Origin of the sequence: Streptomyces cyaneus, from assembly GCF_004028635.1 — a bacterium.
Taxonomy (GTDB): Bacteria; Actinomycetota; Actinomycetes; order Streptomycetales; family Streptomycetaceae; genus Streptomyces; species Streptomyces cyaneus.
Window position 1 is genome coordinate 54,592 of sequence record NZ_ML138679.1, and the last position, 21,930, is coordinate 76,521.

The following is a 21,930-nucleotide window of genomic DNA, read 5'->3' on the forward strand; positions in this document are numbered from 1 at the left end:
CAACCGGGTGTGCATCGTGACGGCGGTCGAGCGAGGGGCCGTCGCGTCCGTCACGCCCGACCGGTTGCCGGCCCTGCGGCGCCGTATCTCAGCCGTACTGATCACTACGCAGATCCTGGGCGGGCTGGGCGTGGCCACCGGCATCGCGCTCGCGGCCGTCCTGGCGACGGAGGTCAGCGGCACCGAGTCGCTGTCCGGGCTCGCGCCCACCGCGACCGTCACCGGTACGGCGGTGCTGTCGATGCCCCTGGCGGCGCTGATGACCGCGCGGGGGCGGCGTCCCGGGCTCGTCCTGGGCTATCTCATCGGAGCCGTAGGCGCCGTCGTCACGGTGGTCGCGGCCGGCATCGGCAGCTTTCCGCTGCTGCTCTGCGGAATGGCCGCGTTCGGCGCTGCCTCGTCGGCGAACCTCCAGGCGCGGTTCGCGGCCGCCGATCTGGCCGAGCCGGAGCGCCGGGCCCGTGCCATCTCCCTCGTCGTATGGGCCACCACCATCGGTGCGGTCCTCGGCCCGAACATCGCCTCCCCCGCCGGTCGGAGCGTCACGGGCCTCGGGATACCCGCGGCCGCGGGGCCGTTCCTGTGGGCGGCCGGGATCTTCCTGATATCCGCCGTCGTGGTGGCCGTACTGCTGCGGCCGGACCCGCTGCTGACCGCGCGTGCGCTCGCGCCGGCCGAGGAGCAGTCGCCCGCGGCCCGTTCACTGCGTGCCGGGATGGCAGCCGTGGCCGCCTCGCCGCGGGCGCGGCTCGCGGTGGTGACCGTTGCCGTGGCGCACACGGCGATGGTGTCGGTGATGGCGATGACCCCGGTCGACCTCGCGCACCACGGCGCGGGCATCGATCTGATCGGGCTGGTCATCAGCGGGCACATCGCCGGCATGTACGCGTTCGCGCCGCTCATGGGGCGGTTGTCGGACCAGCTGGGGCGGCTGTCCGGGATCGGGCTCGCCGTGGGGCTGCTGGCCTGCGCGGTGTTCCTCGCCGGTACGGCGGGCGGCAGTCACGGGCAGACGGCCGCCGGGCTCTTCGTGCTGGGCCTCGGCTGGTCGGCGGGGCTCGTCTCCGGTTCCGCGTTGCTCACGGACTCCGTGCCGCAGTCCACGCGGGCCGCCGCTCAGGGGCTGTCGGACCTCGTCATGAACGCCTCCGCAGGCGTCGGTGGCGCGGCCGCCGGGCTCGTGGTCGCCCAGGCGAGCTACGGCTGGCTGAACTTCACCGCAGCCTGCCTGCTGCTCCCGCTGGCGGCGCTGGCGCTGTTCACGCGGGGCAGACGGGCGGCCGGCGTTCCGGCGGGCGACTGACGTCAGGCGTGGCTCGCCCCAGCACGCCCAGGGGCGGAGGAGGCCAGGTGGTGCCGGTCGCCGTTTTCTCTCAGTTCCGCCGGCCCCTGATGATGGCGATCCTGCGCGAGGCCGGCCGCAAGTACGTGCTGAATCCGCGTGGGGCACTGGACGGCGTGCGGCCGGTCTGACGTCACCGCAAGGGGAGCCACGCACGCGTGGCCCCCCTTCTCGGCGCTCTAGTCGTAGTGCCGGGCCTCGAAGACGTTGCCGTCGGGGTCGCGGAAGTAGAAGCTGCGCCTGGCCTTGCCGCGGGCGCCGAAGGAGTCGTACGAGTAGTCCGACACGGGTACGTCGTGCTCCTCCAGGTGGGTGCGCAGCCCGTGGAAGTCGTCCTCCGGCAAGGACAGGCAGACGTGATTGACCGGGTGTCCCGCGCTCCGGGCGGCATCGGGGAGCATCTTCATGCGCTCCACCATGGCCATCGGCATGAGGTCGAGGATGGTCTCCTCGTTGACGCGCACCGAGGGGAACGGCGCCTCGCCCGCGGTGAACTCGCTGAGCCTGATGGGCGCCAGGCCGAGTGTCTTCTCGTAGAACTCGGCCGAGGCGGCCGGGTCGCTCACCCAGAGGACTACGTGGTCGAGACGTGTTGTGTTGTCGGTCATGCGTCCAAGGCTGGTGTCGTCTCCCACATGCCGCAAGGGTTTGACCGGGCGTGGCGCCCGCCAGAGATGAGGGAAGACCGAACGACAGGAGGCAGGCGCGTGGTGCTGGTGGTGTCCGAAGAAGTGCGGGAGGCGATCGACGCGCGTCGACCCGTGGTGGCCCTGGAGTCCACGATCATCGCGCACGGGCTGCCCCGCCCGCGCAATCTGCAGGTGGCGCTGGAGCTGGAGGACGTAGTACGGCGGGAGGGCGCCGTTCCCGCGACGATCGCCGTGCTGGACGGGCGGCCCCATGTCGGGCTGGACAAGGAGCAGTTGGAGCGGATCGCGAACGAGGACGGGATCCGCAAGCTGGGGCACCGCGATCTGCCTCTCGCGGTGGCCTCCGGGGCGAGCGGGGCGACCACGGTGTCGGCGACGGCGCTGCTGGCGGCCCTCGCGGGCGTACGGGTGTTCGCGACGGGCGGGCTCGGCGGCGTGCACCGGGAGTGGACGGTGACGCAGGACGAGTCGGCCGACCTGGGGCTGCTGGCGCGCAAGCGGATCACGGTGGTGTGCGCCGGCGTGAAGTCGATCCTGGATGTCCCGGCGACCCTGCAGCGGCTGGAGACCCTCGGCGTCGCAGTCGCCGGCTATCGCACGGAGCGCTTCCCCGGCTTCTATCTGTCCGACTCGGGGCATCCGGTGGACTGGACGCTTCAGTCGCCTCAGGAGGTGGCCGAGGTGATGCGTGCTCAGGACGCGCTCGACGGGCCCGAGTCGGCGCTGATCGTCGCCAATCCCGTACCGGAGGCCGAGCAGTTGGATCCCGAGCTGCACGCGCGCGTGCTCGCCGACGCGCTGCACGCGTGCGAGGAGGAGGGCATCACCGGTCAGGCGGTCACACCGTTCCTGCTGAACTACCTGGTACGGCAGACCGACGGTGCCTCGCTGAGCGCCAATCTCGCGGCGGTACGCGGCAACGTACGGCTGGCGGGGCGGATCGCGGCGGCCTGGGCCGGGGCGTGAGCGAGCCGGGGAACGCGACGGGGCGCAGCCGTGCGGGTGATGCGCCTGCCCCTGCCGATGAGCGCGACGGCGCGCTGCTCGTCATCGGGGACGTGGTGACGGACGTCATCGCCCGGCACCGGGGGCCGCTCGCCTCGAGTACGGACACGGCCGCGGCCATCCGGACGGTGCCGGGCGGCGCGGGCGCCAATGTGGCCTGCTGGGCCGCACATTGGGGCGCTGCGGACGTGCGGCTCCTGGGGCGGGTCGGCGCGGACGCCGCCGCGTGGCACGAGCGGGAGCTGACCGCGAGCGGGGTGAAACCCCGGCTCGTCGTGGATCCGCAGGCGCCGACCGGGACGGTGATCTGCCTGGTCGACACGGGCGCCGCCGCCGAGCGGACGTTCCTCACCGACAGCGGGGCGTCCCTGCGGCTCGACCCCGGCGACTGGTCGGACGCGCTGCTCGACGGTGTCGCCCGGCTGCACCTCTCGGGCTATCTGCTGTTCTCCGAGGCGAGCCGGGCGCTGGTGACGGTGGCTGTGGCGTCGGCACGCGCGCGTGGGGTGCCGGTGAGCCTGGATCCGGCGTCGGCCGGTTTCCTCGTGGAGCTGGGCGTCGACCGTTTCCTGGCGCTGGTGGAAGGGGTGGACGTCCTGCTGCCCAGCCGTGACGAGGCGTGCCTGCTCACCGGGTTGCCCGACGCGGAGGACGCGGCGGCCAAGCTGAGCCGTCATGTGCCATTGGTGGTGGCCAAGCAGGGCTCGGACGGTGCGCTGGTGGCCCGGTCCGGCGCCGTGTACGCCCACGTCCCCGCCGCACCGGCGGCGCCGAGGGACACCACGGGGGCGGGCGACGCCTTCACGGGCGCCTTCCTCGCGGCCCTGCTCACGGGCGCCGCGCCCGAGGATGCGGCGCGGGAGGGGTGCCGGGCCGGTGCGCTGGCGGTGAACCGGGTGGGTGGAAGGCCGCCCACCGCAAGGTGACGGCAACCGACCTCTGCCTACTCTGCTGAATTCACGTCAGCTCTCGCTCTCCGCCCAATCCACGTCAGCCCTCACTCCCCGCCTACGCCTTGCGGCCCCAGGCCGAGATCATCGGGGCGGTGGCCAGATCCATGCCACCGGTGGCGACGTTGGCGAGGTGGCGGTCGATGTCCACGTCGGTGGCGAGGCCCTCGGCGACGAGCTGGTCGCGGATCTGGCGGATGGTGGCGGACTCCAGGGCCGCGCAGGCGGGAGAGGCGACCGGGAAGTACGCGTCGGCCTCCACCCGGCGCAGACCTGCCTCCCGGAGCAGACGCGGGAGCCTGCGGCCGTAGGAGAGGTCGGCGCCACGGTCGGCCAGCAGTTTGCGGAAGCCGTTGCGGAGGCGGTTCGCGAGCTGCTGTTCGGGGCCGTACTCGTCGGGGCAGAGCAGGGGCTGCAGTGCGGGGTCGGCGTCCTCGAGCAGGAGCCGGCCGCCGGGGCGCAGGGCACTGATCATCGAGCGCAACGCCCGTTCGCGGTCCGGCACATGCACGAGCACGAGCCGGGCGTGCACCAGGTCGAACCCCTCCCCCGGCGGCTCGTCCGCACCCACGTCGTGGACGCGGACCTCGACGGGCGGACGGGCGGCCGGGGTGAGCCGTGAGGTGTCGATGTCGGTCGCGACGACCCGTCCGGTCGGGCCGACCTTCTTGGCCAGCCAGGACACCACGGAGGTGCCGCCGGCGCCCACCTCCCAGCAGAGCCAGCCGGGTCCGACGCCGAGCCGTTCGAGGTGTCGGAACGTCGTTGGGTCGAAGAGGGTGGCAAAGGCGTCGAAGCGCTCGCCCGCCTCGTCCTGCCGATTGTCGAGGAGATACCCGTGGGTTCGCGTCATGATGCGATCATCCCAGTTGCCCGGCTTGTCCGGAGGGGGCGACGCTCGGCAGGACGGCCCCGAATTCGGCAGGACGGCTGAAATCGACAGGGCGACCCCGAGTCCCGCACGACCTCCCCTTCCGAGCGGCGATACCGGCGCGGAATCTTCCTGCACAGCGGGATTCTTCATCCACGGCCGCGATCTCCATCCACACCCGCGATCTTCATCCACAGCCGGGAACAAAGCGGAACCTCCTGCTCCCACAGGCTTACCCATGTCTCACACCCACCTGGCAAACTGGCGGGCCACGGCGCAGAGATGCGGCGCACCGCGAGCGAACCGAAGGGGCCGGAGCGTCCCGGAGGCGAGTCGCGCACCAATGGGGAGATCCACGCAAGGAGATCCAGATGTCCATGGCAGGGAATCTGCGGAAGGTCACGGGCCTCAGCAAGGTCGGCGGCCTCCGCAAGGTGGCACGGCTGGCTCGACGGCGCCCACGCGTCGACCTCAGCCATCCCGCCAGGTCCCCCCTGGGCTCCTCGGTGGTGAACTGTGTGACGTACCGGGACGGCGTGCAGGTCCCGGAGAGCGGTGATCTGGTCGACATCGTGCAGAAGGTACGCAAACGCGGCGCCGGCTTCGTCTGGCTCGGCCTCCATGAGCCGACGGACCAGGAGTTCGCGGGCATCGCCGAGTTGTTCGCCCTGCATCCGCTCGCCGTCGAGGACGCGATCGAGGCGCATCAGCGGCCGAAGCTCGAGCGCTACGACGAAACGCTGTTCGCGGTCTTCAAGACGGTCTGCTACGTCGAGCACGAGGAACTCACGGCGACGAGCGAGGTCGTGAACACCGGCGAGATCATGGTGTTCGTCGGCCGGGACTTCGTGATCACGGTGCGGCACGGGCGGCACGGCTCGCTGGGCCCGTTGCGCGAGGAGCTGGAGTCGAACCCCGAGCAGCTCGCCAAGGGTCCCGCCGCGGTGCTGCACGCGATCGCGGACCATGTGGTCGACGACTTTCTGAACGTCACCGACCAGGTGCAGGAGGACATCGACCAGGTCGAGACGGACGTGTTCGCGGAGAACGGCGCGCGGGCCGACCCGGGCCGGATCTACCAACTCAAGCGGGAACTCCTCGAGTTGAAGCGGGCCGTGGTTCCGCTGAGCCGCCCGCTCGAGGAACTGGCCACGCGGCCCATCCGGGTGGTCGAGCCGGAGATACAGGCCTACTTCCGTGACGTCTCCGACCATCTGCTGCGGGCCAAGGAGCAGATAGCCGCCTTCGACGAACTGCTGAACTCGATCCTGCAGGCGCACCTGGCGCAGGTCACGGTCGCGCAGAACGAGGACATGCGGAAGATCACGGCATGGGCCGCGATCGTCGCCATACCGACGATGGTGTGCGGGCTGTACGGGATGAACTTCGACTACATGCCGGAGCTTCGCTGGACGTACGGCTATCCGCTGGTCATAGGCGTGATATCCGTCGTGTGCGTGACGCTGTACCGCGGCTTCCGGCGCAACGGATGGCTCTGAACCTCGGCCCCCCACTGCCGCTTCCTCCCGGCCGGCCTCCGGCCGACCGCGGCACGCCTCCGACCGATCGCGTCCGACCTCCGGCCGACTGCGGCGCGTCCCCGTCCGGCACGGTCGGCCGGACGGGGACGGCACAGGAGGTGAGGGGACGTTCGCCGGGTCAGTGCGTCGTCGGCCCCGTGGTCCTGGCGTAGACGCTCTCGGCCCAGTGGGCGACCTCGTCCTCCGGCAGGTTCCGGGCCAGATCGGCCTCGCTGATCATGCCGACCAGGCGCTTGTTCTCGATGACCGGGAGCCGGCGGATCTGGTGCTCCTTCATCTCCCGGAGCACGTCGCTGATGTCGGCGTTGGCATCGATCCAGCGCGGGGTGCCGTGGGCCATCTCGCCGGCGGTGACCTTGCTCGGGTCGCGGCCCATGGCCACGCAGCCGATGACGATGTCGCGGTCGGTGAGGATGCCGCAGAGCCGTTCGTTCTCGTCGCTGATGGGCAGGGCTCCGACACCCAGCTCGCGCATCAGCTGGGCGGCGCGGTCCAGGGTCTCGTGGGCCGGGATCCACTGGGCACCACGGTGCATGATGTCTCCGGCAGTGGTCATGGAGTACCTCCCGATGCCGGACGGCCGGCGCGGCGCCGGACGCACCGCTAGTCCCGGCGTCCTTCATTCTTGCCGTGCCACCCGGCACACGCACCTGGAACCGAGCGGCAACGGTCTCCGGCAGCGGGCGGCGGTCAGGCCGAGAAGCGCACGATCTTCCTCGGGACGATGCGGATGATCACGCGGGCCTCGTCGTCCTTCTCCGCGGGCGGATCGATGCCGAGGTACTTGTGTGAGAGCTCGAACGGGAGCCGCTTGGTCTCGTCCGGGACTATCTCGGCGGTGCCGCGGATCTCGACCGAGGTATAGGGGTTGGCGAGGTCGTAGACCGAGACGCTGATACGGGGGTCGCGGCGGAGGTTGCGCACCTTCTGGCGGGCGTCGACAGAGGAGAAGAGCACGGTGTCGCCCTCGCGCTTGATCCAGACCACCGAGTTCTGCGGGGCGCCGTCGGGGCCAAGGGTGGCCACGCTGGCGAAGTCCTGCCGTCGAGAAGGGAGCGGACGGAGTCGTCGAAGGAGATCGGATCATTCGTGGAGGTCGCCATGGGGGACAGAGTAATTAAATGCACGTGCATGTAGAAGTGCTTTTGCCGACCTCGGCTCAAGCGCTCAAGCGCTCAACTACTCAAGGATCAACCGCTCCACGCCGGGTGCCGCGGATCGTCGGCACGCACCAGGACGTCCGCCGTGCCGACGGGGTCGGTCTCCTGGACGTAGCGCTCGAAGGCGGGGAGGGTCCAGTGCTCGGCCTCGGGGGTACGGCGGCGCAGGGCACCGGGTGAGAGGAGGACATGGACGGTCAAGTCGAAGGGGAACCAGTGACGCAGCAGGAGGGGGCCGTGCAGCAACAGGAAGCCGCCGGGCGGGAGTTGGACGTAGGAGCTGCGGGTGGCTCGGTCGGCGACCGGGTCCCACAGGTTCGGCAGGACGCGACCGTCGCCGCCGGGTTCGAGGGGGCCGAAGACCTCTCGCCACAGGGCACCCGTGTCGAACCAGCCGTCGTAGTAGGCGTCCACGTCCTGGTGGCCGTACTCCAGGCGGACCGAGGCGGGGCGCAGGAAACCCTCCGCGCCGACGGCGAGCGAGGGGCGACCGCGTATGCGCAGCGCCTCAGCGACGCGCTCGGCGAGATCTCCCGGGCGGGCCGCGGGGGCACCGTCGAACGCGATGCGCGGCCAGGCACTGCCATCGGCCGGCTTCAGGTCGAGCAGCCGCTCAGCCAGCAGGTCGCCGAGCCGGTCCCAGGTGATCGCTTCGAGTCGCACATGGCCCATGATGCGACAGGGCGGGGCCGGGGTGCGGCGCGCCCCGCGACCCCGACCCCGCCACCGTCGCCCTCGCCCTCGCCCTCGCCCTCGCCCTCGCCCTCGCCCTCGCCCTCGCCCTCGCCCTCGCCCTCGCCCTCGCCAACGATCAGTCCGTCCCCCGAATCCGTTCAGGCCACCCCGGGCCTGATCAGACGGCTCCTCTTCCCCGGTCAGGGAGTTCCCCAGGCCCGCCCCGCGGGGAATGAACTCCGTATGGCACCGCTCGCAACTCCCCCGCCCCGTACCGGACTTCTCGTGATCCAGCCCCTCAAGCGGCGGCACTGTGCGGAGTGTCAGGCGGGGCCGTTGCAGATGCTGGTGCTGGAGGAGGGGGCGCCGCGGTGTCTCGACTGTGCCGACCTCGGGCATCTGGTGTTTCTGCCGCGCGGCGACACAGCGTTGACGCGTCGGTCGCGGGAGGAGAGTGCGCTGTCGGCGGTGGTCGTGCGGTTCAACCGGCGCAGGAGCCGTTATGAGCGACAGGGCGTCCTCGTCGAGGAGGCGGGGCTCGCCCGGGCCGAGGAGCGATGCCTCGCGGATGCGGAGGCCCGGCGGCGGCGTCGGGTGCGGGACGCTCAGCGGCGGGCGCGGGAGGACGTGCGGTTCGCGGAGGCGTTCGCGGGGGAGATACGGCGACTGTTCCCGGGGTGTCCGGCGGACCGGGCACGGGACGTCGCCGCGCATGCGTCGGTGCGGGGCAGCGGACGCGTGGGGCGGAGTGCGGCGGGGCGGGCGTTGTCCGAGGGGGCGGTGACGTCGGCGGTCGTGGCATCCGTGCGGCATCTGGACACGCCGTACGACCAGCTGCTGATGAGCGGGGTGCCGCGGCACGAGGCTCGGCGCCGGATCGCGGCGGTGGTGGAGACGACGTTGCGGGGGTGGCGAGCTGAGGTGTCGGGGGTCGGTTGAAGGTGGCCCCGTGGAGACGGGACCGGAGGAGGGCGGGACGGGCAGAAGGCGGTCTCAGGGGGGCGTTCGGCGCTGCCGGGCAGCACCCTCGCACTGGGCGCCGCCGTGGCCGATCATCTGCGGCCAGGAACGGCGCCCGCCCTTCGCCCCGCTGGACGCTCGCGTATGTAGCAGCGCCGCTCGACCATGGTCACTGATCTCGTACAGGATTTCACTGGTGGTGATGGAGGGAGCCGGGCAGGATCCCGGCGGGACGCGGGAGTTGACGTTGCATGATTGATGGACCGTACTTCGTACTGATCGTGATCGGTGTGGTCGGGACCGGTCTCGTGGCCGGGGTCTTCTGCGCCTTCTCGACCTTCGTGATGCGTGGGCTCGCCGCGCTGCCGCCGGCGCAGGGCGTGGCCGCGATGAAGGCGATCAACGTGACGGCGTTGATGCCGGCGTTCATGTTGGTGTTCATCGGGTCGGCAGTGCTGTGCGCGGTGATCGCCGTGGTGACGTTCGTGCTCTGGCCGGACGAGGGGACGGTGGAACTGCTGCTGGGCAGTGCGCTGTATCTGTTCGGCTCGTTCGGGGTGACCATGGTGGCGAACGTGCCGCGCAACGAAGCGCTGCTCAAGCTGGACGCGGGCACTGCGGAGGCGGCCGCCTACTGGCCGACGTACGTGCGCGAGTGGACGGCGTGGAACCACGTCCGCATGGTCGCCTCGGCCGCCGCGACCGTGTGCTACGTGCTGGCCCTCAGCTGAACCACTGAACCCTGGCCCCCGGCCCTGACCCCTGAACCCTGAACCCTGAACCCTGAACCATTGTCACCGGACTCCCCGTGGCGATCGCCGGAGAAAGCGCTGTCCCCCCACTCTGCGCACGTGGCCCGTGGGACGTATCGTTGCCGGAAGAGTGCCGCCCGATGACGCACGGCTCGAACACGTCACACGCGCACGCAAGGAAGACGGCCATGGCCGATCCCAAGGGTTTCATGACCACCCCCCGCCAGGACTGGCCGCGCCGGCCCGTCGAGGAGCGGGTCAAGGACTGGGACGAGGTGTACGTCCCCGGGGCGTTGCTGCCCATCATCAGCAAGCAGGCCGACCGCTGTATGGACTGCGGCATACCCTTCTGCCACGACGCCTGTCCGCTGGGCAATCTGATCCCCGAGTGGAACGACCTGGTGTCGCGGGAGGACTGGCGGGCGGCCGCCGACCGGCTGCACGCGACGAACAACTTCCCGGAGTTCACGGGGCGGTTGTGTCCGGCGCCGTGCGAGGCGGGGTGCGTGCTGGCGATCAATCAGCCGGCCGTCACCATCAAGAACGTCGAGTGCGCCATCGCCGACCGGGCCTGGGAGGACGGCTTCGCGCCGCCTCGGCCGCCGGACCGGCTGTCCGGACGGACGGTCGCCGTGATCGGCTCTGGGCCCACCGGGCTCGCGGCGGCACAGCAGCTCACGCGGGCGGGGCACACGGTCGCCGTGTACGAGAAGGACGACCGGATCGGGGGACTGATGCGGTACGGCATCCCCGAGTTCAAGATGGAGAAGCACCATCTGGAGCGCCGGATCGAGCAGATGCGGGCCGAGGGGACGAAGTTCCGTACGTCGACGGCGGTCGGGCGGGACATCGGGGCCGCAGAGCTGCGGTCGCGCTACGACGCCGTGGTGATCGCCACAGGAGCCACGGCCTGGCGTGAGCTGCCCCTTCCTGGGCGGGAGTTGAGCGGCATCCATCAGGCGATGGAGTATCTGCCGCTGGCCAACCGGGTGTGCGAGGGGGAGCTGGAGACGTCCCCCATGTCCGCCGCCGGGAAGCATGTCGTGATCGTCGGCGGTGGTGACACGGGGGCCGACTGCCTCGGCACCGCCGTCCGGGAGGGCGCCGCGTCCGTGACCCAGCTGGACATCTACGCCCAGCCGGGCGCCGAGCGGGACGAGGACGCCGAGCCCTGGCCGACGTACCCGAAGATCTACCGTCTGTCGGCCGCGCACGAGGAGGCGCGCGATCTGCAGACGGCGCCCGCGGCGGACGCGGATGCGCGACTGTTCGCGGCGTCCACGCTCCACTTCACGGGCGACGCCGACGGGCACGTACGGTCACTGCACCTGACCGAGGTGGACGCACAGCGCAGTCCGATGCCGGGCACCGAGCGGACGCTGCCGGCCGACCTCGTACTGCTCGCCCTCGGCTTCTCCGGGCCCGACCGGGAAGACGGGCTGATCGACCAGTTGGGGCTGGAGATGGAACCTCGCGGCACGATCACCCGGGATGCCGGGTTCGCCACGAACGCCCCCGGCGTGTTCGCCGCGGGGGATGCCGCCCGAGGGCAGTCGCTCATCGTGTGGGCGATCGCCGAGGGACGTGCGGTGGCGGCGGCCGTCGACCGTTATCTGACGGGGAGTTCGCGGCTGCCGGCGCCGATCTCGCCGTACGACCGCCCCATGACCGTTTGACGGGCCAGTGATCGCGGACGCGAGAAACGGGCCCGTCAACGCCGCTCGTCCGTCCCCGCCACCTTCCCCGTCGCCAGCGCCACCCTGTTCCACGTGTTGATCGTGAGGATCAGGGCCAGTACGTGCGCCAGTTCCCCTTCGTCGAAGTGTGCTGCGGCCTGGGCGTAGACCTCGTCGGGAACCCCGCCGTCGGCCACCAGGGTCACCGCTTCCGTCAGGGCGAGGGCCGCCTGCTCCTTCTCGGTGAAGAAGTGGCGGGCCTCGCGCCAGACGGCGACCATGTGCAGCCGGTCCTCGCTCTCGCCTGCCTTGCGGGCGTCGCCCGTGTGCATGTGGAGGCAGTAGGCGCAGTGGTTGAGGTGCGAGGCGCGGATCTGGATCAGTTCGACGAGCGCCGGGTCCAGGCCCTCACGGGCGGCGGCGTCGAAGCCGACGATGGCGCGGAAGACCTTCGGGGCGGACTTCGCGAAGTCGAGGCGGGTGCGGGCGGCCTCGGCCTCGCTGATGGACCCAGCGATGGACTCGGCAATGGGCTCGGTGGGCTTGGTGTCAGTCGTGTTCGTCGTCATGTGGACCAACTTACGGGCCGAAAAGACCGGCTGTAGGGTGCATTTCCATGCCGGAATCATGGGTCAATTTCGCGGAGCGGATCGGTGCCGACCTGCATCTGGATCTACCCGAACCCTCCGATCCCTCCAGGTCGCCCGGGTCGTCCGGGTCGTCCGGGTCGGGCGGGCGACGGGCCGCGCTGATCCGTGCGCTGCGCGAGGCTGTGCGCAGCGGGCGGCTCGCGCCCGGCACCCGGCTGCCGCCGTACCGTTCGCTCGCCGCCGACCTGGGGGTCGCCCGCAACACCGTGGCCGACGCGTACGCGGAGCTGGTGGCCGAGGGCTGGCTCACCGCCCGCCAGGGCTCGGGGACGAGGGTGGCCGAGCGCGCCCAGCCCCTGCGACGCGCCGAGCGGGTGCCCCGTAAGGCGCCTCCACGCGCGCGTGGGCCTCGGCACGACCTGCGGCAGGGCACGCCGGATGCGTCGGCGTTCCCGCGTGCGGCATGGCTGGCCTCCTATCGGCGGGCCCTCCAGCAGGCGCCGAACGAGGTGTTCGGGCCCGGCGATCCCGCCGGACGCGTGGAACTGCGGGAGGCGCTCACCGAGTACCTGGCACGCGCGCGTGGCGTGCGTACCGAGCCGGGCCGGATCGTGATCTGCTCCGGCTTCGCGCACGCGCTGCGGCTGCTGTTCGGCCAGGACAGGAGCCAGGACAAGGGCGGCAACAAGGGCGGAGGCGGGGGCGGCAGTGTGCTGCGCGGGCCGCTGGCCGTGGAGGCGTACGGCTTGGGGTTCCACCGGGAACTGCTCGCCGCCGCCGGCGTACGGACCGTACCCCTCCCCCTCGACGAGGACGGTGCACGCGTCGACCGGCTGGGGCGCGAGCGGGCCGTGCTGCTCACGCCCGCGCACCAGTTCCCGACCGGCGGCCCGCTGCACCCGGAGCGCCGTGCCGCCGTGATCGACTGGGCACGCGCGCGTGGGGGCGTCGTCCTGGAGGACGACTACGACGGGAAGTTCCGCTACGACCGCAAACCCGTCGGCGCCGTCCAGGGCCTCGATCCCGAGCGGGTGATCTTCATCGGCTCGGTCAGCAAGAGCCTGTCGCCGGCGGTGCGGCTCGGGTGGATGGTGCTGCCGGAGCGGTACGTCGACGACGTGCTCGCAGCCAAGGGCGAGCGCGAGGCGTGGGCGAGCGTCCTCGACCAGCTGAGCCTGGCCGACTTCATCGTCTCCGGGGCGTACGACCGTCATGTACGGCGCATGCGGCAGCGATACCGGAGCCGCCGCGACCGCCTCGTCACGGCGCTCGCCACGCACGCGCCGCACATCGAGGTCACCGGTGTCGCGGCCGGACTGCACGCGGTGCTGCGGCTGCCGCCCGGCACCGAACGGTCCACGGTCAAGGCGGCCACCTGGCAGGGCATCGCCCTGGACGGCCTCGCCGAGTTCCGGCACCCGGACGCGGTGGAGACGGCCATTCCGGTGCGTGACGGCATCGTCGTCGGATATGCGACACCCTCGGAGCACGCGTACGGGGCGGCGCTGGAGGCACTGTGCGGGGCGCTGCCGCCGGGCGAGGACCACTGAGGCCGCACAAAAGACCCTTTCCCACCCTTTCAAACCCTTTCCCGGCATACCGCAGCATTCAGATTTGTTCTCCCATCTATCCGACATGTGTCCGAAAAGTGCCTTCCGGACTACATGTATCCGAACAGGAGTGGGATCATCGGAGCAGGAGGCGTGCTGTCGTCGTACCCGGGCGCGGGACGGCAGCGGCTCGCCCCCATCCTTCGTTCCGTCGTCAGGCGCAGGGCCACCCCAGCGCGTCCCCCCTGTTGGCGGTCGGTCCTGGAGGGTGGTGTTCGATGACGACGCTCGATGAACGTCACGAAGAAGGTGCGCGCGACGGCGATGAACTCCGCGGCGACGTCACACTGGGCAAGGTCGAGACACATGGCCCGGCCATCGTCCCGCTGGACCAACCCGGCACCGCGCTCCCCCGACTGATGGGGTCCAAGGCCGCGAACCTCGCCCGCGCGGCCCGCGCCGGACTGCCCGTGCTGCCCGGTTTCGTTATGCCGCACCAGGCAATGCGCGACACGGTCGCTCTGCGGCGCGCCTGGGACGAGCTCTCCGACGGCGGCGCCCGCCCGCTCGTCGTGCGGTCCTCCTCTCCGCAGGAGGACACCGAGGAGTCGTCCTTGGCGGGCCAGTTCGCCTCGGTGCTCGATGTGCGTGGCTGGCGGGAGTTTCGTACGGCCGTGCAGACCGTGCTCGCCTCGGCGCACCGGTCCGACGGGTCCACGGCGCCGATGGCGGTACTGGTGCAGCCCATGCTCATGGCACGGGTCGGCGGGGTGATGTTCGGTGCCGATCCGGTCGCGGGGCGGGCCGACCGGCTGCTGGTCAGCGCCGTGCGCGGCGGGCCGGACAGCCTGGTCGGCGGCGCACAGGCCGGCACCGACTACTGGCTGAGCGGGCGCGGACGGCTCCTGCGGACGGAGGCACCGGAGGGCCCGGCAGAGCCTTCGCAAGGCCCGACAGAGTCCTCGGGGAGTTCGCGAGCCGAGTCTTCGAAGCGCCTGCGTGCCGCCTCCGACGAGGTCGGCTCGCTGCTCACGCGCGTCGAGCTGTTCCGGCTGGCGCGGCTGGCACGGCAGGTCCGTCGGGTCTTCGGCGGACCGCAGGACGTCGAGTTCGGGTTCGACGCGGACGGGCGGCTGTGGCTGTTCCAGAGCCGGCCGATCACCGCGATGGCGGCACGGCCTGCACGCCGGGCGCGACTGCTCGGGCCCGGTCCGGTGGCGGAGACGCTGCCGGACCAGTTGGCGCCACTGGAGGAGGACCTGTGGGTGGCGCCGATGGCCCGAGGGCTCGCCACCGCGCTCGACATCGGGGGCACCGCCCCGCGCCGGCTGCTGCACTCGGTGCCGGTGGTCACGACGGTCGCCGGGCGGGCCGCCGCCGATCTGCGGCTCCTCGGCGCCGTCCCGCCGCGGCACCGGTGGCTCGCGCTGCTCAACCCGGCACCCGGAGCGCGCCGGCTCACCGCGGCCTGGCGGGTGGGGCGCCTCGCGTCCGCCCTTCCCGGGCTGGCGACCGACCTCACCGCGGACGTCGACCGCCGCCTCGCCGAGATCCCGTCGCCCACCGGGCTCTCCGGCTCGGCCCTGGCCGCGGAGCTCCGCTGGGCCCGCCGGGTCCTGGTCTCCCTGCACGCCCAGGAGGCCCTTGCGGGAGCCCTCCTCGACGAACCGCCCAAGAGCCGCACCGCCGCCGGCGCGGCCCTCGCCGCCCTGGCCGAGGCCCGCACCCTGGGCATCCCCGACGACCAGGTGGTCGCCACGGACCCGGTGATCCTGTCCCTCACCGCCCCGAGCCTGCGCGGACGGGGGCAACTGCCGGGCACTACGACGCCGCCGACGCCACCGGCACCGGACGCAACCACACCTCACCAGAACGAACCAACCCTCGTCCTCAAAGCGAACGGCACCCCCCGCCCCGAGCCGGCCCCGACCCGGCCCCCACGCACCGCACCCACGAGCGCAGCCTTCGCCATCTACGCAGCCCCACACACAGGCAACACCTGGACCACCTGGCGCGCAGAGGCCTCTCACTCCACAGCACCCACAGCACCCACAGCACCCACAGAGACCATCCACCCCACCGCACCCACCAGTCCCACAAACCCCACAAACCTCCACTCCCCCACCCTCACCGCCCTCCCACCCCGCGAAGCCCTCCGCCTCCGTATCCGCTGGGTGCAGGAACTGCAGGTGCGGCTCGTGCGGGAGGTGGCGGGGCGGCTGGGCGTCGACATGCAGCGTGTCGGGCTGTTGCGGTGGGCGGAGCTGGCCGCCGTGCTGGACGGCGGCGCCCTGCCCGGCGACCTCCACGCGCGCGTGCCGCAGCCCGAGTCGCCGCCGCTGCCGGACGCCTTCCGGATCGCGGACGGTCAGGTAGTCGTCGCCGAGCGGGGAGGCGGCCGGGGCGACGGCGTACGGGGCGTGTCCGCGGGGCGCGTCGTCGGAACCGTATGGGACGGGACCGGACCCCGGCCGACGGACGCCGTCCTGGTCGTGCGCACCCTGGATCCCGCGCTCGCCCCGCTGCTGCCCGGCCTCACCGGCCTGGTCGCCCAGACCGGCAGTCCGTTGTCCCATCTGGCCGTCCTGGCAAGGGAGTTCGGGCTCCCCGCGGTCGTCGGTGCCACCGACGCCGTACGCCGTTTCCCGCCCGGCTCCCGGCTCACCGTCGACGGAACGGCAGGTGACGTACGAGTGGGGGACGCGCCATGAGGAAGATCGCGTACGTCTTCGGAGTGCTGGTCGCCGCCGGCGCGGGCACCTACCTCGTCATCTATCTGTACCGCTGGCAGTGGCAGCGGGCGATGATCTGCGGGGTGTTGCTGCTGGTCGTCGAGGTGATGTTGTTCGGCCTGGTGACGCTGGGGCGGCTGAGCCGGATCGAGGAGCGGCTGCGCGACACCGACCGGCGGCAGCGGGAGCTGGACGCCCGCCAGGAGGACGTACTGACGCGGCTGCGTGAGCCGGCCGCGGCCCAGGAGGAGACGCGGTTCCGGTGGCTGGAGGACCCGGCGGACCGGACGTACGTCTTCGTGCCGGTCCTCCTGGTCGCCGGCGTACTGCTGTCCGGGCTCGCCTGGGTGGTGCAGAAGGTCGCGTCGGCCACGGCGAGACCGGCCGAGCACCGCCTGGCCGGGCGGCTGGCCGTGCTCGCCGCGCCCGACCCGGCGACGCACCCCGACGACCTGGAGGACCTGCCACCGCTGGGCGGCGGGCCCTCCCGGGGCCGTACCGCACGTCTCACCACCGTCACCCTGGTCGGCACCACCCTGCTCGCCGCGCTGATCGTGGGGCTCGCCGACCTCACCCAGACCCGGAGGGAAGAGGCCAACGAGAACGCGGCGACCTCCGTGGTCGTCCAGATCGAGCTGCGGGGCACGGACGTGTCGTCCGACGGGAAGGCGCTGGCCGCGCAGCAGATCTGGGAGAGCTGCCGACACTCCACGGCCGCACCGCTGCACCACGCCACCCTGGGCGACCTGGGGGACGGCACGTTCGCCGGGGTCGTACGGCCCGCGCTCACCGAGCACGACCTCATGCGGCTGCGCGGCTGCCTGGAGGACGCGACCCTGGATCGCGCCCATCTCACGGTGCTCGGTGTCGGCGACGCGGAGGTGGACGAGGGCTGAGCATGACAAGTGAGACCAATCGCACAGTATTGGGCATATCGGACAGTTGATCACATACCTCGGTTACGATTCGAACGACCCTCGTCCCCTAGTCCTCCGGGTCGTCCATGGCTGTCCTCACCGCAACCCTGCCCGCCTCTGCTCTCCGCAAGCGCCCGCTGTCCCGGCGCGCCCTGCGGATCCTCCTCGGCATCGTCATCGGCTACATCGCTCTGTGGGTAGCCGGCGCCGGCAGCATCCTGGGCCTGTCGTACCTCGCCCGCGAGGAGACCCCGGCACCCGCCGGAACGCGCAGCGTCCAGGGCGTCAACCACTTCCAGCCCGTGGACCCCGACGGTCGGCTGTGGCGCGGCTCCGCCCCCTCGCCCGCCGGTTACCGGGCCCTGGCGAGCATGGGCATCACCACCGTGGTCGACCTGCGCGCCGAGAACCTGAGCGCGGCCGAACTGGCCGAACCGGGCGAGGCCGGGCTGAAGGCCCTACGCCTGCCGATCCGTGACGGGCAGACGCCGTCGCCCCAGCAGGTGCAGCGCTTCCTCGACGCCGTCTCGTCGGCTTCCGGCCCGGTGTTCGTGCACTGCGGCGCGGGTGTCGGCCGTACGGGCGCGATGGTCGCGGCGTATCTCGTGAAGACCGGTGAGGAGTCGCCGTCGCAGGCGGTCCGACGCAACCTCGCGGTCGGCCCGCCGTCGATCGAGCAGATCTACTACGGGCTGAACCTCAGCCCGGCCAAGGTGGAGCAGCCCCCGCTGCCGGTGGTGGTCCTCAGCCGCCTGGTGGACGCTCCGCGGCGCATGATGTCGTACCTGTAGCCCAGCCGGGGCGGCCCTGCGGATACGGCTTTGCGCCCCCGTACGGCTACGGCTTGCGCCCCACCGCCCCGTACCCGGGGATGACCCCGTCGTCCTGCCCGGGTACGGGCTCACCCAGTTCGGGGTGCCAGTGGTGCGGCACCTCGACGCCGGGTTCGACGAGTTCGAGGCCGGCGAAGAAGCGGGTGAACTCCTCGCGGGAACGCAGGGCCAGTGTGACGCCGGCCGCCTTGAGCTTCTCGGTCGCCGCCCGCGACTCCTCGGGAGTGAAGTCGGCGGTGGCGTGGGTCACCACCAGGTAGCTGCCGGAGGGGAGTTCGGACAGCAGTCGGCTCACCAGTTCGTGCGCGCCGTCCTCGTCGGAGACGAAGTGCAGCAGCGCGATCAAGGAAAGGGCCACCGGGCGGCTGAAGTCCAGGACCTTCTTCGCGCCCTCGACGATCGCGGCGGGGCTGCGCACATCGGCCTGCAGGTACTCGGTCGTACCCTCGTCCGTACCGCGCAGCAATGCCGCGGCGTGGGCCAGGACGATGGGGTCGTTGTCGCAGTAGACGACGCGCGCGTCGGGGGCGATTTGCTGGGCGATCTGATGGAGGTTCGGCTCGGTCGGGATTCCGGTGCCGATGTCCAGGAACTGGCGTACGCCACTCTTGGCGAGCCAGCGGGTGGCACGGTGCATGAACGCGCGGTTGACCTGCGCCATCACCGGGACGCGCGGGTCGAGGGCGAGCATCTGCTTCCCCATGGCCTCGTCGACGGGGTAATTGTCCTTGCCGCCGAGATACCAGTCGTACATCCGCGCGGGATGCGGCTTGCTGGTGTCGATCTCGATCATAAGGCACTCCGTAAGACGCAATGGATTATCAACTAAGCACCAAGTAAAGGGAGTTGTGTGAGAGACGGGCAACTGACTCAAGGGGCCAAGTAGCTCAGACAGCTCAGACAGCGCGGCTCAGGAAAGGAGGAAGTCCGCCTCCCCCGCCTTCGCGCCCTCGATGAACGCCGTCATCTCGTCCGTGGTGTAGATCAGCGCCGGCCCGTCCGGGTCGGTCGACTGACGGACGGCGATCCGGCCGTCGGCGAGCTTCATCGCCTCCAGGCAGTTGCCGCCGTTGCCGCCGCTCCACGGCTTGTGCCAGCCCTCGCTGCCCAAGTCCCGCGCGGGCATGCCGTTGTAGACGTGTATGCGCGGCTTGATGCGATCCATTCACAGCTCCTTGCGGAGATCCCGGAGGATCCCCTTCGTGCGATGTGCCGTAGCGGCCTGCGCCGCCATGCGGTCCATGACCTCGAGGTGGGTCGCCACCTCGGTGCGCGCGTCGAGGTAGACGGCGCCGGTCAGGTACTCGCTGTAGACCATGTCCGGCAGTTCGGGCATGGCAAATCGGAACAGCACGAAGGGCCCGTACGTGCCGGGGTGCGGCCCGTTTGCGAACGGGGCCACCTGCAGCGTCACGTTGGGCAGCTTCGTGGCCTCGAGCAGCCGGTCGATCTGGGCACGCATCACCTCCGGGCCGCCGACCTGGCGGCGCAGCGCGGTCTCGTCCATCACGACCCACAGCCGGGGCGCGTCCTCACGGGTGAGCAGTTGCTGGCGTTGCATGCGCAAGGCGACATGGCGCTCGATGTCGTCGGGGCTGGTCTGGCCGACGGCGCCCGACCTCATCACTGCGCGCGTGTAGTCCTCGGTCTGCAACAGGCCGGGCACGAAGTGGGGTTCGTACGACCGGATGAGGCTGGCGGCGCCCTCCAGGCTGACGTACATCGAGAACCAGCCGGGCAGGATGTCGTGGAACCGCTGCCACCAACCGGGTTTGTTGGCTTCCTCGGCCAGTTGCACAAAGCCGTCGGCTTCGTCGTCGGGGACGCCGTAGGCCTTCAGGAGCAGTTGGAGGTACGGGATCTTGAGCGCTACCTCGGCCATTTCCATACGGCGGACCGTGGCGGGGGCGACGCGGAGGATGCGGGCGGCCTCCTCACGCTTGAGCCCGGCGCGTTCCCGCAGGTCCAGCAGGCGCCGACCGAGGACGACCTGACCGACCGTCGGCGCGGACCGCGGCTCGCTCACGCTCCACCTCCACGAATGAGTCCCGACAGGCCGACTTGATCCCGGCGGGGCCGACTTGCCCCGACAGGCCGACTTGCCCCCGACGGGCCGACAGCTGAATCCCGACAGGCCGACGGCGCCATTCGAAGATCTATTCGAAGACCCCGGTAGAGCCGGGGGATCCTCGGCGATCCCAACTGGCGCCGCTCGACATGCTGTTGCGAGCAGTGTGCCACGGCCTTCCACCGCGTCACACAGCACTCTGCAATTTTCAGAGTGACACTTGCCAAGTGTTCACGGCGGGGAGATAGTGGCAAGCGTGATTCCGTCCCCACCCTTAGGAACAGACGCTGCGGCCCCCCACGGCCTCGGCGCCGCCACGGGAGTCGGCCCCCAGCGGGGCGCCGCCGCCCAGCGCCGGTTCCGCTTCGAACTGGCCGCGCATCCGGGTTCTCCCGCGCAGGCCAGACGCCTGACCCGGGCTCGGCTGAATGGCTGGGCGGTGTGCGAGGACACCTGCGACACGGCGGCTCTGGTCGTGTCCGAGCTGGTCACCAACGCGATCGTGCACACCGCGAGCGAGCACATCGTCTGTGAGCTGCACGACGGTGCCGAGCTCGTGCGGATAGCCGTGCGCGACGAAGGGTGCGCGCCCGGTGAACCCCATCCGTTGTCGGCGCGGCCCGAGGAGGAGCACGGGAGGGGACTGCTCCTCATAGACGCCCTCTGCCATGCGTGGGGGACGCAGGAGCACGGCGCCGGGCTGGTCGTCTGGGCGGATCTGCCGCGCGCGGCCGGGTTCCGGGAGGCCTTCCAGGTCGACGTCCATGTCGACAGCGGGGCTGGGGCGTACACCGGGGCGTACAACGACCTCGGGTGGGGGGCGCGGCCCAAGCCGGGTCCGGCCGGGGGGTCGGGCGACGAGGACGAGGCGCAGTCGCAGGCGCGGCACGGTGGGGGAACGGGGGCTGCATGGCTGTGAGCGGCGCGTCCGGCGGGGGTCAGGTGCTGAGCCTGGACTCGCTGGTCCGGCTCCGCCGCGGTATGCGTTCCGCTGCGGTTCCTCGGCGGTTGCCCGTTCCCGACGGCATGACGGTGCCGCTGGGCTGCGATGCGGTGGCTGTTCCCGCCCGGTTCGGGCCGCTGGTTCTGCCTCGGCTGCCTCGTGTGGGGTGCGTGTACGCCGACGACGTGCACTGGTGGTGGATCGTGCCGTCCGACTCCGACTATGCGCTGGAGTGGCCGGCGGCTGTGCGGTACGTGACGGGGGCGGTGGTGCTGGACACGCCTCGGCTGATTCATCGGCCGGACGGGGCGGTGCCTTATACGCCGCCGATTCCGTTGTATTTGGCGTTGTGCCGGGTCATGGGGACTACGCCTACGTGGTCCAGGCAGATGAGTGCGTGAGGCTACGGCTGGTTCTCGCCCCCGCCGCCCCTACCCTTCCCGTCCTTGAAGGGGCTCCGCCCCTTCCACCCCGCCAAGGGGCTCCGCCCCCTGGACCCCCATCGGCCTGAACGGCCTCGTCCTCAAACGCCGGACGGGCTGAAAAGCACGGGCCGGCACCAGGAAGTGACCACCGACGCCGCGCGGCGGAGCCCCCTGCGGGTGGGTGGGGGATCGGGATGGCAGAACTCGTCCTCAAACTCCCCCAGAGGGGGCACCCCCAGACGGGCTGCATGATGCGGGCCGGCGTCGAAGAGCGTGGCGTACGCCCGCGC

General features: G+C 71.3%; 23 protein-coding genes. 14 read left to right on the top strand and 9 right to left on the bottom strand.

The window, feature by feature from the left end:
- Nucleotides 1-16 precede the first annotated feature (16 nt).
- Together EHO50_RS07350 and EHO50_RS45565 are read left to right on the top strand one after the other, a co-directional pair.
- Nucleotides 17-1,303 (top strand): MFS transporter, encoded by a 1,287-nt coding sequence (locus tag EHO50_RS07350; RefSeq protein ID WP_128429052.1) that lies wholly within the window; start codon nucleotides 17-19, stop codon nucleotides 1,301-1,303.
- A gap of 47 nt (nucleotides 1,304-1,350) precedes the next feature.
- The gene (locus EHO50_RS45565) at nucleotides 1,351-1,473 is read left to right on the top strand and encodes a hypothetical protein (protein ID WP_281288167.1); all 123 of its coding nucleotides are present in this window, start codon (nucleotides 1,351-1,353) and stop codon (nucleotides 1,471-1,473) included.
- Between the two features lie 48 nt (nucleotides 1,474-1,521).
- On the opposite strand, the gene EHO50_RS07355 is transcribed toward EHO50_RS45565, so the two are convergent.
- Nucleotides 1,522-1,950, bottom strand: a complete 429-nt coding sequence (locus EHO50_RS07355; protein ID WP_128429053.1) for a VOC family protein — start codon at nucleotides 1,948-1,950, stop codon at nucleotides 1,522-1,524.
- A 99-nt stretch (nucleotides 1,951-2,049) separates the two neighbouring features.
- Here EHO50_RS07355 and EHO50_RS07360 point away from each other — a divergent pair, with 99 nt between their 5' ends.
- Together EHO50_RS07360 and EHO50_RS07365 are read left to right on the top strand one after the other, a co-directional pair.
- A complete protein-coding gene (locus EHO50_RS07360) occupies nucleotides 2,050-2,958 on the top strand; it encodes a pseudouridine-5'-phosphate glycosidase (protein ID WP_128429054.1) in 909 nt (302 codons plus the stop codon).
- Nucleotides 2,959-3,032: 74 nt separating this feature from the next.
- The gene (locus tag EHO50_RS07365) at nucleotides 3,033-3,923 is read left to right on the top strand and encodes a carbohydrate kinase family protein (protein ID WP_246101066.1); all 891 of its coding nucleotides are present in this window, start codon (nucleotides 3,033-3,035) and stop codon (nucleotides 3,921-3,923) included.
- A gap of 82 nt (nucleotides 3,924-4,005) precedes the next feature.
- Here the strand turns inward: EHO50_RS07365 and EHO50_RS07370 are convergent, their stop codons facing one another.
- Entirely contained in the window at nucleotides 4,006-4,800 is a 795-nt protein-coding gene (locus EHO50_RS07370; RefSeq protein WP_128429056.1) for a methyltransferase, read from the bottom strand.
- Nucleotides 4,801-5,189: 389 nt separating this feature from the next.
- On the opposite strand from EHO50_RS07370, the gene EHO50_RS07375 reads away from it, so the two are divergent.
- A complete protein-coding gene (locus EHO50_RS07375; protein WP_128429057.1) occupies nucleotides 5,190-6,317 on the top strand; it encodes a magnesium and cobalt transport protein CorA in 1,128 nt (375 codons plus the stop codon).
- Between the two features lie 160 nt (nucleotides 6,318-6,477).
- Here EHO50_RS07375 and EHO50_RS07380 read toward each other — a convergent pair whose 3' ends face one another.
- The 3 genes from EHO50_RS07380 to EHO50_RS07390 form a co-directional block, all read right to left on the bottom strand.
- Complete coding sequence (locus tag EHO50_RS07380; RefSeq protein ID WP_181449571.1) at nucleotides 6,478-6,915, bottom strand: CBS domain-containing protein; 438 nt, start codon at nucleotides 6,913-6,915, stop codon at nucleotides 6,478-6,480.
- A gap of 134 nt (nucleotides 6,916-7,049) precedes the next feature.
- Nucleotides 7,050-7,385: a PPOX class F420-dependent oxidoreductase gene (locus EHO50_RS07385; protein WP_425472137.1), complete on the bottom strand. Its 336-nt coding sequence runs from the start codon at nucleotides 7,383-7,385 to the stop codon at nucleotides 7,050-7,052.
- A 164-nt stretch (nucleotides 7,386-7,549) separates the two neighbouring features.
- Complete coding sequence (locus EHO50_RS07390; protein WP_181449572.1) at nucleotides 7,550-8,191, bottom strand: nucleoside/nucleotide kinase family protein; 642 nt, start codon at nucleotides 8,189-8,191, stop codon at nucleotides 7,550-7,552.
- A gap of 246 nt (nucleotides 8,192-8,437) precedes the next feature.
- Between EHO50_RS07390 and EHO50_RS07395 the strand changes: the two genes are divergently transcribed.
- The 3 genes from EHO50_RS07395 (at nucleotide 8,438) to EHO50_RS07405 (ending at nucleotide 11,582) form a co-directional block, all read left to right on the top strand.
- A complete protein-coding gene (locus tag EHO50_RS07395) occupies nucleotides 8,438-9,133 on the top strand; it encodes a DUF2293 domain-containing protein (RefSeq protein WP_128429060.1) in 696 nt (231 codons plus the stop codon).
- A gap of 272 nt (nucleotides 9,134-9,405) precedes the next feature.
- Entirely contained in the window at nucleotides 9,406-9,885 is a 480-nt protein-coding gene (locus tag EHO50_RS07400) for an anthrone oxygenase family protein (protein ID WP_128429061.1), read from the top strand.
- A gap of 209 nt (nucleotides 9,886-10,094) precedes the next feature.
- Nucleotides 10,095-11,582: a glutamate synthase subunit beta gene (locus tag EHO50_RS07405; RefSeq protein ID WP_128429062.1), complete on the top strand. Its 1,488-nt coding sequence runs from the start codon at nucleotides 10,095-10,097 to the stop codon at nucleotides 11,580-11,582.
- A gap of 35 nt (nucleotides 11,583-11,617) precedes the next feature.
- Here the strand turns inward: EHO50_RS07405 and EHO50_RS07410 are convergent, their stop codons facing one another.
- Nucleotides 11,618-12,151 carry a carboxymuconolactone decarboxylase family protein gene (locus EHO50_RS07410; RefSeq protein WP_425472138.1) on the bottom strand — a complete coding sequence of 178 codons (534 nt, stop codon included), beginning with the start codon at nucleotides 12,149-12,151 and terminating at the stop codon, nucleotides 11,618-11,620.
- 47 nt (nucleotides 12,152-12,198) lie between these two features.
- Here EHO50_RS07410 and pdxR point away from each other — a divergent pair, with 47 nt between their 5' ends.
- From pdxR to EHO50_RS07430, 4 genes are all read left to right on the top strand, one after another.
- Nucleotides 12,199-13,722 carry a MocR-like pyridoxine biosynthesis transcription factor PdxR gene (gene pdxR / locus EHO50_RS07415; RefSeq protein ID WP_128429063.1) on the top strand — a complete coding sequence of 508 codons (1,524 nt, stop codon included), beginning with the start codon at nucleotides 12,199-12,201 and terminating at the stop codon, nucleotides 13,720-13,722.
- A 278-nt stretch (nucleotides 13,723-14,000) separates the two neighbouring features.
- Nucleotides 14,001-16,433, top strand: coding sequence for a PEP/pyruvate-binding domain-containing protein (locus tag EHO50_RS07420; RefSeq protein WP_128429064.1), 2,433 nt, complete (start codon nucleotides 14,001-14,003; stop codon nucleotides 16,431-16,433).
- A complete protein-coding gene (locus EHO50_RS07425) occupies nucleotides 16,430-17,350 on the top strand; it encodes a hypothetical protein (protein ID WP_128429065.1) in 921 nt (306 codons plus the stop codon). Before EHO50_RS07420 ends, EHO50_RS07425 begins: the two co-directional genes overlap by 4 nt.
- 107 nt (nucleotides 17,351-17,457) lie before the next feature.
- Complete coding sequence (locus tag EHO50_RS07430; RefSeq protein WP_128429066.1) at nucleotides 17,458-18,162, top strand: protein-tyrosine phosphatase family protein; 705 nt, start codon at nucleotides 17,458-17,460, stop codon at nucleotides 18,160-18,162.
- A gap of 46 nt (nucleotides 18,163-18,208) precedes the next feature.
- Here EHO50_RS07430 and EHO50_RS07435 read toward each other — a convergent pair whose 3' ends face one another.
- The 3 genes from EHO50_RS07435 to EHO50_RS07445 form a co-directional block, all read right to left on the bottom strand.
- Entirely contained in the window at nucleotides 18,209-18,997 is a 789-nt protein-coding gene (locus EHO50_RS07435) for an SAM-dependent methyltransferase (protein WP_128429067.1), read from the bottom strand.
- Nucleotides 18,998-19,114: 117 nt separating this feature from the next.
- Nucleotides 19,115-19,369, bottom strand: coding sequence for a DUF397 domain-containing protein (locus EHO50_RS07440; RefSeq protein ID WP_062703874.1), 255 nt, complete (start codon nucleotides 19,367-19,369; stop codon nucleotides 19,115-19,117).
- Nucleotides 19,370-20,230 (bottom strand): helix-turn-helix domain-containing protein, encoded by an 861-nt coding sequence (locus tag EHO50_RS07445; RefSeq protein WP_128429068.1) that lies wholly within the window; start codon nucleotides 20,228-20,230, stop codon nucleotides 19,370-19,372.
- 289 nt (nucleotides 20,231-20,519) lie between these two features.
- On the opposite strand from EHO50_RS07445, the gene EHO50_RS07450 reads away from it, so the two are divergent.
- Both EHO50_RS07450 and EHO50_RS44825 read left to right on the top strand, forming a co-directional pair.
- Nucleotides 20,520-21,191, top strand: coding sequence for an ATP-binding protein (locus tag EHO50_RS07450; protein ID WP_128429069.1), 672 nt, complete (start codon nucleotides 20,520-20,522; stop codon nucleotides 21,189-21,191).
- The gene (locus EHO50_RS44825; RefSeq protein ID WP_128429070.1) at nucleotides 21,182-21,616 is read left to right on the top strand and encodes a hypothetical protein; all 435 of its coding nucleotides are present in this window, start codon (nucleotides 21,182-21,184) and stop codon (nucleotides 21,614-21,616) included. Before EHO50_RS07450 ends, EHO50_RS44825 begins: the two co-directional genes overlap by 10 nt.
- Nucleotides 21,617-21,930: the final 314 nt, after the last annotated feature.